The 11,706-nt window shown below is 57.8% G+C and carries 8 protein-coding genes, 1 tRNA gene and 1 pseudogene; 6 read left to right on the plus strand and 4 right to left on the minus strand.

Annotated features, from left to right (window positions below; translation table 11 throughout):
• Positions 1-680 precede the first annotated feature (680 nt).
• Together JQF37_RS30995 and JQF37_RS31000 are read right to left on the minus strand one after the other, a co-directional pair.
• Positions 681-2,177, minus strand: a complete 1,497-nt coding sequence (locus tag JQF37_RS30995; protein ID WP_130211555.1) for a succinate CoA transferase — start codon at positions 2,175-2,177, stop codon at positions 681-683.
• Positions 2,178-2,392: 215 nt separating this feature from the next.
• The gene (locus JQF37_RS31000) at positions 2,393-4,171 is read right to left on the minus strand and encodes an acyl-CoA dehydrogenase (RefSeq protein WP_130211554.1); all 1,779 of its coding nucleotides are present in this window, start codon (positions 4,169-4,171) and stop codon (positions 2,393-2,395) included.
• A gap of 616 nt (positions 4,172-4,787) precedes the next feature.
• On the opposite strand from JQF37_RS31000, the gene JQF37_RS31005 reads away from it, so the two are divergent.
• From JQF37_RS31005 to JQF37_RS31025, 5 genes are all read left to right on the plus strand, one after another.
• Complete coding sequence (locus tag JQF37_RS31005; RefSeq protein ID WP_130211553.1) at positions 4,788-5,807, plus strand: AraC family transcriptional regulator; 1,020 nt, start codon at positions 4,788-4,790, stop codon at positions 5,805-5,807.
• 195 nt (positions 5,808-6,002) lie between these two features.
• Entirely contained in the window at positions 6,003-6,680 is a 678-nt protein-coding gene (locus JQF37_RS31010) for a GntR family transcriptional regulator (RefSeq protein WP_130211552.1), read from the plus strand.
• Positions 6,681-6,764: 84 nt separating this feature from the next.
• Complete coding sequence (locus JQF37_RS31015) at positions 6,765-7,499, plus strand: SDR family oxidoreductase (protein WP_047532313.1); 735 nt, start codon at positions 6,765-6,767, stop codon at positions 7,497-7,499.
• Positions 7,492-8,556 (plus strand): phosphotransferase, encoded by a 1,065-nt coding sequence (locus tag JQF37_RS31020; protein ID WP_223272743.1) that lies wholly within the window; start codon positions 7,492-7,494, stop codon positions 8,554-8,556. The genes JQF37_RS31015 and JQF37_RS31020 overlap by 8 nt, the downstream gene beginning before the upstream one ends.
• A complete protein-coding gene (locus JQF37_RS31025) occupies positions 8,553-9,818 on the plus strand; it encodes an aminotransferase class III-fold pyridoxal phosphate-dependent enzyme (RefSeq protein ID WP_130211550.1) in 1,266 nt (421 codons plus the stop codon). The genes JQF37_RS31020 and JQF37_RS31025 overlap by 4 nt, the downstream gene beginning before the upstream one ends.
• A gap of 250 nt (positions 9,819-10,068) precedes the next feature.
• Here the strand turns inward: JQF37_RS31025 and JQF37_RS31030 are convergent.
• Positions 10,069-10,145: transfer RNA gene (locus JQF37_RS31030), tRNA-Arg, on the minus strand.
• 592 nt (positions 10,146-10,737) lie between these two features.
• Here JQF37_RS31030 and JQF37_RS31035 point away from each other — a divergent pair.
• Positions 10,738-11,064: an Arc family DNA-binding protein gene (locus JQF37_RS31035; RefSeq protein WP_003178899.1), complete on the plus strand. Its 327-nt coding sequence runs from the start codon at positions 10,738-10,740 to the stop codon at positions 11,062-11,064.
• Positions 11,065-11,308: 244 nt separating this feature from the next.
• On the opposite strand, the pseudogene JQF37_RS31620 reads toward JQF37_RS31035, so the two are convergent.
• A pseudogene (locus tag JQF37_RS31620) lies at positions 11,309-11,479 on the minus strand (group II intron reverse transcriptase/maturase); the annotation flags it as partial.
• Between the last annotated feature and the right edge of the window lie 227 nt (positions 11,480-11,706).

Consider the following 11,706-nt stretch of genomic DNA (forward strand, 5'->3'; position numbering starts at 1 on the left):
TTGGCTCAGCAATCGTTGGTTACATCTTTGATTTCTCGCGGAGTAACTTGTGATGCTGATAATCTGTTGACTAGCAGTCTGACTCCACAAGCACCCACACGAATTGCTTGATTCAGTTGTTAAAGAGCAGTTGGTTAAGATCTTTCGTCTCAACCGAGGCGCGCATTCTACAGCAGCCTCATTTGCTGTCAAGTGATTATTTTCAGAAGTTTTCAAGGATTCCTTAACAACTTCAACCACTTGCGCTTTCGATCTCTCGTCAGCGGGAGGCGAATTCTACAGCGTTACTCGCTGCTGTCAACACCTCTTTTTCAACTTCCTTCGCGCTTCGATGACCTGAAGCACCTTGCCGCCGAAAACAGCGTAACTCATTGTATTCCAAGGAGTTTTCCATTTCGACTGCGCCGGAAGTGGGGCGAATTATAGGCTTCTATAATTCGCCGTCAAGCACTTATTTGGGTTTTCTATCAATTACTTGCAGAAGGCGGGGCAAGATCACCTTCTCTTCTATATAGAAAGGATCACCAGTGTCTGAAGAATTCTGTGTCCAGGGTAGGCTCAACCTGGCGATGCGCACTTGGGAGCCGGCCAATTGATTCAGACCATGTTCGAAAACCACTCGCTCAGGGGCCGGCGAGGACCTTGAGCAAGTGGTTATTCGAGGTACAGGCTTCGGCTCGCTATCGGGCCGCTTGCATGCTGCCTGTTTCGTTCAAGCGGATATGCCAGCTCAACGCCTGGTTGAGATCGTGAGGAGTATGCCCGCCCAAGCGGCAGGCGGCGGTGAAGTAATCGTTGAGTGCCTCCCGGTAGTCCGGGTGTACACAGTGATCGATGATGATTCGGGCTCGTTCCCGAGGCGCCAGCCCCCGCAAGTCAGCCAGCCCTTGTTCGGTTACCAGAATGTCGATGTCATGCTCTGTGTGGTCGACATGGCTGACCATGGGCACTACGCGAGAGATTTTCCCGTCCTTGGCAATTGATTTGGTCACGAATATCGACAGGTGAGCGTTGCGGGCAAAATCTCCCGATCCGCCAATACCATTCATCATGTGTGTACCGCCGACATGGGTGGAGTTGACGTTGCCATACAGGTCAAACTCCAGCGCGGTGTTGATGGCAATAATCCCTAGACGCCGAATGACCTCCGGGTGGTTGGAGATTTCCTGTGGGCGCAAGACCAGGCGCTCGGCGTATTGCCCCAGGTTCTTGAAGACCCGCTCGCCACAGGCACTGGAAAGGGTAATGGAGCACCCCGAGGCAAATTTCAGCTTGCCGGCATCCAGCAGGTCAAAGGTGGAATCCTGCAATACCTCGGAGTACTGAACCAGGTCGTTGAACGGGGCGTCGATCAAGCCGCACATCACTGCGTTGGCGATGGAACCCACCCCCACTTGCAGCGGCGCCAGGTTTCTCGGCAGGCGGCCCATTTCCACCTCGTTCTCGAAAAACCGAACCAAATGATTGGCAATGGCCTGAGTGTCGTTGTCAGGCGGCAACATGGGAACCGCCGCCTCGGGTGTGTTGCTGATAACGATGGCGGCGATGCGTGACGGGTCGATCTCGATGGCATGGCTGCCAATGCGGCTGTTTGACTGGACAACAGGGATCGCGCCACGGTGAGGACGGTCCAGGGGTTGGTAGATGTCATGCAGCCCTTCGAAATGAGGGCTGCTCGACAGGTTGAGTTCGACGATGATCTGTTTGGCGGCCAGTGCCAGGCTGGCCGAGTTGCCCACCGACGAGGTGGGCACGATATGCCCCTGCTCGGTGATGCACACCGCCTCGATAACCGCGATATCCGGGGTCGGCAGGTAGCCACCGCGCAACTGCTCGACCACTTCCGAGAGGTGCTGGTCGATGAACATCACCTTCCCTTCGTTGATAGCCTTGCGCAACACAGGGTCGCCCTGAAAAGGCATGCGCCGGGCCAACAGACCCGCTTCGGCCATCATCCCGTCCAGACCATGGCCAAGGCTGGCGCCGGTGATCAGGTTGATTTTCAGCGGGTCGCGCCTGGCCTGTTCGATCAAGGCCAGGGAGACCGCCGTGGCGTCTCCGGCACCGCCAAAACCACTGATGCCGATGGTCATGCCGTCTTTAATGAGCAGGGCGGCCTGTGGTGCACTCATGATTTTGTCGTGCAGGGAAGCCAGCCGGATACGCGCAGCGTGCATGGAAAAAACCTCGAAGGTAGGGAATAGCAGGCGGGTCACCGGACATCTGCCGCTCAACCGGTAATCGCGCCCATTCCGGGCAGTGCCTCTGAGAAGCACTGCTCGTCGGATTGTTCGTTAGCCTGGGCACAAGCGAAGGCCGAGACGATTAAGGCAGGCGTCGCCAAGGCTTTTGTGGCGGCGCCATCACCTGGGTCGATCAGGCCCGCGCAGGGTCAGAACTGCTCATCGTCCAGCGCCATGATGCTTTTACTGCCACCGCCAATCGCCGCCAGCAGGGCGTGTACGCGAGGCAGCAGTTGCTCGGCATAGAAATCGGCAGTAATCAGCTTGGCGCCCAGGAACTGCGGATCACCATTGCCCGAGTCCAGCAGAGCTTGAGCACTGAGTGCCGAGCGGGCCATCAACCAGCCGCCACTCAGGTAGCCGAACAGCATCATGAAATTGACGCTGATGCTACCCGCCAGGTGGGCGTCGTTTTTGGCATTGTCGAGGAGCACGCGCAGAGCGGCGCGACCAGCGCGCATGGCATCGTCCAGTGCCTTGGCCTGATGGACCAATGTGGCCGAACCTTGTAGCAGGGCGACGGTTTCGCCGATTTCGTCCAGTAAACGGGTGAGCAGTTCGCCTTGGTTAAGCAGGGTCTTGCGCCCGACCAAGTCCAGTGCCTGGATGCCGGTGGTGCCTTCATAGATGGTCAGAATACGGGCATCACGGTAGTGCTGGGCTGCGCCGGTTTCTTCGATAAACCCCATGCCGCCGTGAATTTGCACACCGAGCGAGGTCACCTCTTGCGCCATTTCGGTCAGCCACCCTTTAACGATAGGTGTGAGCAGATCGACGCGACCTTGATGGACCTTCGCCGTGTCGGCGTCAGGCGCGTGAGCAGTGCGGTCCACTTCGGCAGCGGCCACCAACGCCAGAGCCCGCATCGCTTCGATGGACGACTTCATCTGAAGCAGCATGCGACGAACATCGGGGAAATGGATGATAGAGAAGCGGCTACCGTCCTTGCGAGTCCCTTGCAGACGATCTTTTGCGTACTGACGCGCCTGCTGATAAGCCCGCTCCGAGATGGCCAGCCCTTGCAGGCCAACGCTTTGCCGGGCGTGGTTCATCATGGTGAACATGCAGGCCAAGCCTTGGTGCGGTTCGCCCACCAGATAACCGATGGCTCCGCCGTTGTCGCCAAAGCTCATGACGCAGGTCGGGCTGCCGTGGATGCCCAGTTTATGTTCCAACGAGATGCAGCGGGCATCGTTACGTGCGCCGGGCTCGCCTTGAGCATCCAGCAAGAATTTAGGCACCAGGAACAGGGAAATCCCTTTGACGCCGGCCGGTGCGTCCGGCAGCCGGGCCAGTACCAGATGGACAACGTTGTCCGTCATCTGGTGGTCGCCCCAGGTGATAAAGATTTTTTGCCCGCTGATGAGGTAGTGGTCACCCTGAGGAATGGCGCGGCTCTTGATCGCGGCCAAATCCGAACCGGCATCGGGTTCGGTGAGGTTCATGGTGCCAGTCCATTCGCCGCTGACCAGTTTGGACAGGTAAGCCTCGCGCAGGGCGGGCGAGCCATGGTGCGCGATCGCTTCAATCGAGCCTTGGGTCAGCATCGGACAGAGGGCGAAGGCCATATTGGCCGAGTGCCAGATCTCACTGACGGCAGTGCCGATCACGTTGGGGAGATTTTGGCCGCCCCACGCTTCAGCGGCGGTCAATGAAGGCCAGCCGCCAGCCTGGAATTGGTGATAGGCGTCGGCGAACCCGGCCGCTTCCTGCACGCCTTGCTCATTCAGGCGCGTGCCTTGGGTGTCGCCAATCCGATTGAGTGGTGCCAATACCCCGGAGCCCAGTCGACCGGCCTCGGCCAGAATCGCGGAAACCAGCTCATCGTTGACGTCGTCCAGACGGGCCGACGCGCACAAGGCTTCAAACTCGACCAGTTCTTTGAGCACGAACGTGGTGTCGCGGTAGGGGTGGGTGTAATCACTCATTTTTGTTTCCTCACTAAAGCGATGCGTTAGGCAGGCCGCCTGTGTCAGCCACAGGGGCAGCAAACGACTGGGTAATAACGGGCGTTGTTCAGTGTCGGCCCGAGTCATGTCAGGCCTTGGCTGACAGCACTCGGTAATCGACTAAATTGGCCATGTTCGTGGACCTCTTGTTTCAAACGTTACGCACCAGGTGGCGCCGGTAATGACCACGGCGTCGCAGATGCAAAGACGTTCATTGGTGCCGTGCCCGGCCTGGGAACCGGCGCGGCGATCGGTGCGTATAGGGAAGGCTGTGCGTCGCATGGGCGTACGTACGCACTGCAACGGTGACGCGCCCATTCGTCTAGCGTGCGGTTTTTCAGGCGGGATGCATCTGTTTCGGATGCCGTCACGTTCTGGCGGACGGCAACCGCGTCGACTACTTGCACGTGCACGGACGGGCTTCCTTGGAGGCAATAACAGCGTTCTGACCGGGTCAGACAGGCGTCTACAGGTGGCGGCTAGCTTCTATCGGGAGGCCCCTTGGCGACAATAACGAAACCAGTCTAAAAATAGACATTATCGGACAGCACTTAGGCGATAAACTGACCGCACACACTGCAGGAATCTGCCTCCGATGGGCATCGAACGCTATTCAATCTCTATCCATTTCGCCCGAATGCTGATGAATGCCGGCCACCGTCTTCAGCTAGACGAAGCGGTGCTGCTCAAGGAAGCAGGCCTTAACCAGCGCATGCTGGAAAATGCCCATCTGCGGATCACGCCTGACCAATTCAGCCGCCTGATGCGGGCCGTATGGCGCCTGGCTGACGACGAGTTTCTTGGCATGGGCTCGCAACGCTGTCCACAGGGTGTATTTGCCATCATGGCCAAGCAGGTCATTCATTCGCACAACCTGCATTCGGTGTATTACAAGCTCAGCCACTTCTACAACGTGATCAATGACTCCCTGCATCTGTCACTCGACATCGTTGGCGATGAGGCGTTTTTTTCGATGGCGCTCAAGGACCCGGCCAAAGACAAGGATTACTTGTTGAGAGGTTTCCTGTTGCTGCTGTGGCATCGATTTCCCAGCTGGTTGATTGGCCAGCGGATCCACCTGAAACATGTCGCGTTTGACCATCCTGCGCCCAAACACCTGACCGAATACCGCTTGATGTTTCCTTGCCCGGCGAAGTTCGACCAGGCCGTGACCTGCCTGGTGTTCGATGCCGCGATACTCACGGCGCCATTGGTGCAAACGCCCGAGACCCTCGGTCATCACTTGGAGCGGGCACCGTTCGACTGGTTCACTCGCCCTGCCTACTACCCGGTTTATACACGGCGGGTACTGGATCATCTGGAGCGTTCCGAGGACCTGGCTGAAACAACCATTCAGAGTGCCGCCCTTGAATTGCACCTCACCGAGCGAACGCTCAGGCGAAAACTCTCGGCCGAAGGCAGCCAATTTCAACGACTCAAGGACGGAGTGCGTCGCGACATGGCGATCCACTACTTGAGCCAGACGTCGATGTCGATCAGCCTCATTTCCCAAATGCTGGGTTTTTCCGAGCCGTCCGCGTTCACCCGAGCGTTTCGGCAATGGACCGGCGAGCTACCCAAGAACTACCGAGACGTGGCGCGCCAAAAGAAATAGCCCTCAGTATCTTTTCGGACGGTTCAGTGAGCTCTGCTGGTCTGAATCAATCGCTGCCCCGTTATCGCCGCCACCAGGCACCGCCCTCCCCCCGGACCAGCCTCTTATCCATATTGCTACGCCGGTTTCCGCAAAAGACTTAATGCATCATGTTGTATAGTCTTTGGCCAAACAGCTCCATGCATCCGGTGATTCATGCCTTACCCCTTCGACACGATCACTCACACCTATCTGGGCAGCAACGTTTACTCCCAACTGCGCAACGCCCTGATCACGGGCAGCCTCAAGCCTGATGATCGACTGCGCATCCGGGAGCTGGCCAGCCAGCTGGGAACAAGCGTCACCCCCGTGCGAGACGCCATTCTGCAACTGGCGAAAGAGAAAGCTCTGGTGCTCAAGACCCCCAAGGACATTCGAGTACCGGTGCTCGACAGTGCGGCCTATCTGGAAATCCGCACGCTACGGTTGAATCTTGAAGGTCTTGGTGCCGAAACCGCCGCGCGGCTTGCCACCTCAAACGACCTTAAACGCATCGACGCCAACATTCAGCTCAACCTAGAAGCCATCAACAATAGCGACCTTCCTGAAGCGCTTCGCCTGAATAGCGAATTTCACTTTTTGATCGCGGAAGCCGCACGCATGCCTTTGCTGCGCAGCTATCTGGACAGTCTGTGGATGCGCGCAGGACCGCTGATCGCACAGGCGTACGCGCACTTCTCCCTGACCATGGCCATTGAACACCATATCGAAGTACTCAATGCCCTGCGTCAGCAGGATGCGGCAGCCGCCAAACACGCAATCCAGGCGGACATTCTCGACGGCAATCAAAAAATGCTGGAATTCATAGCCGTCAGTCAGGAAGCGGCTTCCTGACGAAACGATCTCTGATGCCCCTATTGACTACTTGCGCGCCTAAAAACATGATGCATCAAACTTCAATTACGAAGAGCCGTGCTCATGAGCGAGAAAAAAAAGCTACTGTTAACCGGCGCCAGCCGCGGCATTGGCCATGCGACGGTCAAGCATTTCAATGCGGCTGGCTGGGAAGTATTCACCGCCTCCCGGCAAAGCTGGGTCGCTGAATGCCCATGGGCGGAAGGCTTGCTCAACCATATCCATCTGGATCTTGAGGACATCGACAGTGTCAGCGCCAGCCTGGCGACCATTAAGGAAAAACTCGGGGGAAGGCTTGATGCGCTGGTAGACAACGCTGGCGTGTCACCAAAAAGTCCGGAAGGTGGTCGACTTGGCGTGCTGGAAACCGATTACGCCACGTGGCTGAAGGTGTTCAACGTCAACCTGTTTTCTACCGCCCTCCTCGCTCGTGGCTTGTTCGATGAACTGAAAGCCGCCCAGGGCAGCATCATCAATGTCACGTCCATTGCGGGTTCCAAGGTGCACCCTTTTGCTGGCGTCGCCTACGCCACGTCCAAGGCGGCGCTCTCGGCTCTGACTCGGGAAATGGCCTACGATTTCGGCCCGCACGGGGTGCGGGTCAACGCCATTGCCCCCGGCGAAATCGACACCGCCATCCTGTCGCCGGGCACCACCGACATCGTCGAGCGACTGGTACCCATGAATCGCTTGGGCAAACCGGAAGAAGTCGCCTCGCTGATCTACTTCCTCTGCACCAGCGGCGCTTCTTACGTGAACGGAGCGGAAATTCACGTCAATGGTGGCCAGCATGTCTGAGGCCATCATGGACAAGGGGTGTTGCACCGAATTAATGACCACCCAGACGCCAAACGTGTCGCCTGCCGAAGCACTGGAAATCGCTGATCGGGTATACGGCCTCAAAGGCACGCTGAAGCTGCTCAATGGCGAACGCGATGCCAACTTTCTCATCCGGTCCAGCTGCGGTGCCTTCGTCCTGAAATTCATCAACCCAGCCGAAGATCCCGACGTCATCAGCTTCCAGACCCAGGCGTTGCTGCACATCGAGCGGCACGGTGCGCACCTGCCGGTTCCGCGCGTGCTGCCTGCACTCAGTGGGGAGGTTGAACCGAAAGTGCTGGTGAGCGAGCAAACACTGACACTGCGCGCCGTCAGCTACCTGGACGGTATTTCGCAGAATCTGGGCAAGCCCAGCGTTGCGCTGATGCACGAACTCGGTACCTCCCTGGCCGAAATCAACCTGGCCCTCAATGACTTCCAGCACCCTGCCGCTTATCGCGATCTGCTCTGGGATGTCGGCCACGCGGAGCGAATCAGGCCGTATCTGGATAACCTGGACGTCGATCAACTGCCATTGGTTTGCGCCCTGCTGGACGGCTACGAAACCTCGGTAAAACCGCCTCTGGCCAAACTGCGTGCGCAGGTGATTCATAACGATCTAAACCCGCACAACGTCATGCTCGACTGCGAAACCGCCAGCCGCGTTGCGGCCATCATCGACTTCGGCGATGCCCTCCACGCCCCGCTAATCAACGAATTGGGGACGGCTCTCTCATATCAGTTCGACGCCGAGGCCATCGACCCACTGTGGCAGATCAAGGCCTTTGTCGCCGCCTACCACGCAAAGATCCCGTTGCAGCGCGAGGAGCTGGCTGTACTCGGCGACCTGATCGCCATGCGCATGGCCATGGCCATCACCATCGCCCAGTGGCGCGCCAGCCTGTATCCGGAAAACCGCACCTACGTCCTGCGTAACCTGCGCACCACCTGGCGCAATCTGCAATGCCTCACCGCCTTGCCCGAGGGGTTGCTGACCCAAAGCCTGATCAACGCCTGCACACCGGAGGCTCCATGAGTTCGTCCACCGCCGCTGAACTGCTCGCCCGTCGCCAACGCGCACTGGGCGCCAGCTATCGATTGTTTTACGAGGAACCCTTCGCGCCGGTGCGGGGTGAAGGCGTGTGGCTGTACGACAAAAACAATGCCGCCTACCTGGATGCCTATAACAACGTGGCGTCCATCGGTCACTGCCACCCCGCCGTGGTCTCAGCCATTGCCGAGCAAAGCGCCCTGCTCAATACCCACACGCGCTATCTGCACCCGTCGATCGTGGAATACGCAGAAGATCTGCTCAGCGAGTTTCCCCCGCAACTCGATAACATGACCATGACCTGCACCGGCAGCGAGGCCAACGATCTGGCGTTGCGCATCGCACGATGCCACAGCGGCGGAACGGGCATCATTGTCACCCGCTGGGCCTACCACGGCGTGACCAGCGCATTGGCCGAGGTATCGCCATCGCTGGCCACGGGCCTCCCCACCGCCAGCCATGTGCGCCTGGTGGAGGCTCCGGATTCCTACCGCCGTACCGCCGATTTCGTCGCCAGCGTCAAAGCGGCCGTGCAAGACATGCAGGCGCAAGGCATCAAACCCGCGGCGCTGCTGGTCGACAGCATTTTCTCCAGCGATGGTGTGTTCAGCCCTGCGAACGGCGAACTGGCCGCTGCCGCGCAATGCGTGCGAGACGCCGGCGGACTGTATATCGCCGATGAGGTGCAGCCAGGGTTCGGCCGCACCGGTAGGCAGCGCTGGGGGTTTGCCCGTGAATCAGTGATTCCGGATCTGGTCACGCTGGGCAAACCCATGGGTAACGGCCATCCAGTTGCCGCGGTGGTCGGGCGCTCGGCGTTGTTCGATCAATTCGGTCGCCAACAACGTTATTTCAATACGTACGGGGGTAACCCGGTGTCCTGCAAGGCTGCGCATGCGGTACTGCGGGTGCTGCGCGAAGAAAACCTGCAAGCCAATGCCCGCGATGTCGGCAGCTATCTCAAGGAGGGGTTGCGCAAACTGGCCGAGCACCATGAAGTCATTGGCGACGTACGCGGCGAGGGGTTGTTCATCGGTGTCGAACTGGTTGCAGACCGCGAGACGCAAGCCCCGGCAGCAGCTGCCGCGGCGGCGGTCGTCAACGGCATGCGCCGCCGTCAGGTGCTGATCAGCTCGACCGGCCCCATGGCCAACATCCTCAAGATTCGCCCGCCCTTGGTATTTGCCCGCGAGCATGCGGACCTGCTGCTCGAACGACTGGATGCAACGTTGAACGACCTGCGCTGAACGTCACGCTGTACCGGCGCCGATTTGACGGAGCCAGCCTCGGCGCCCGCAACAGGTCCTGATATGGGGCAATCCGGCATCGATTCAGGCATCCAGGCACACGTTGGTCGACGCACATTCATCCCAATACCCGTCAATCCAAGACTGGTAGCTATAAGGAGGGATGAGCATTGCGATGGGCGTAGTGACCGAAGCAGTCAGCGAAAGCGGTCAACTGCAATAGTTGAAAATGAGAGAGTGGCTGGATATATGGTGTCCCAGGGCAGGTTCGAACTGCCAACCTTCCCCTTAGGAGGGGGATGCTCTATCCAATTGAGCTACTGAGACAAAAACCGCCCGCAAGGATTTGCGGAGCAATGGACGGCGTGCATGTTAACGGGCAAGCATGGCTTTGTCATGTCGTCCTTAGGCATTTTAAGTGTAGGCAGACGCCACGCAGTATCGCGAAATTTGCCGCGGAAGCCAAAAAAGATCCCTTGACGCTCCTTTTACCGGGAGTGTTCCAGGATGCTACATCAAACAAATCTGTTCGCCATCCATCCTAAATCGCTCTGAGTATGCACTTGGCCCTAGTAAATCGGCCATTTGCCACTATCCTGTAGGAGCAAGGAACAGCGATTGAATTCGCACGAAAAGCCCTCGGATATTTATCGACACTCTCTGACGGGCAAAAGACGCGGCCAGCAATACGGACCCAGACCACTTTCCAGACCAGTCCGTATTTCTGATAATTGGTGCTGGCATAATGCCTTTATCCAGTTCAATATTTGTCACAGAATTGACGCCAATGATCTGGCTCAGTGAGGCATGATGCGAGCCTCTATCAATTCAGGTTGAACATTTGGCCAGAGCGCTTGTCTTATCAGACATCCTGCGGTCAATCCCGAAAACCGCTCCCCTGAACTAACCGGTTAAATATATGCGCCCATTGAAACAGGCAATTTATTCCAGCCGTACGGCTGACAAGTTCGTCGTACGTCTGCCAGACGGAATGCGTGAACGCATTGCCGAGGTGGCTCGCAATCATCATCGCAGCATGAACTCCGAAATCATCGCGCGCCTTGAACAGAGCCTTATTCAGGAAGGCGCACTGGGCGAAGAACTAAGCATGCGCCTGGACAGTCCAGAGCTCTCATTGCACGAACGTGAATTGCTGCAACGCTTCCGACAGCTATCCCACCGCCAGCAAAACGCTCTCGTTTCGCTGATTGCCCATGATGCGGAAATGGCCGCAGACGCCTCCTGATTCACACAGAAAATCTCAAGCCAGCCTAATTGCTGGCTTTTTTTCGCCTGTTTTTTTGTCAACACTTGATTCAAATGTAGTGTTCGAGAGCTCGAGCATGGGCCTTTGTGGCCCCGCGCAAACGCCCCATTCATCGTTGCCATTCCCAGCCTCGACTGCTGACGCCAACTCCCCCCATAACTCGGACAATCACAGACCCGAGGCCGTGCCACGTGGCACTTTCCCCGACTCAGCGTCCATTATTGTCCGAAAACAAAAGGTCGAAGATCGTCGTTAGCTGTAGCAACAACGCCTGTTGGATCGGGCGATCCACGACACTGGGAATGCCCAGTCGCTGCGCCCCGCCTTTGGTTTCTTTTGAAGCACACACCTGCGGACGATACTCACCGGCCAGCAACCGAGCCTTGAGGACCGGTCAGCGCCTTCAACACACCAACCAAGCCGCACCAGGCTGGTTACACCAGCGCGCAACGCGCCATGCCTGGCGCACCCATAAAAAAAGCCCGCCGGAAGGCTAATGCTGTTCACTTAAGCGGAGCAGCCTTACGGTCCACCGGAAATCGGTTTTTTGAAATTTTCACCGTCCTTGGCCTTGAAGGCCTTGGGCGGTGATCCAGAAACAGCCCGGCAACGCCTTTTCTT

Origin of the sequence: Pseudomonas sp. MIL9 (assembly GCF_016887925.1) — a bacterium.
Lineage (GTDB): Bacteria > Pseudomonadota > Gammaproteobacteria > Pseudomonadales > Pseudomonadaceae > Aquipseudomonas > Aquipseudomonas mohnii.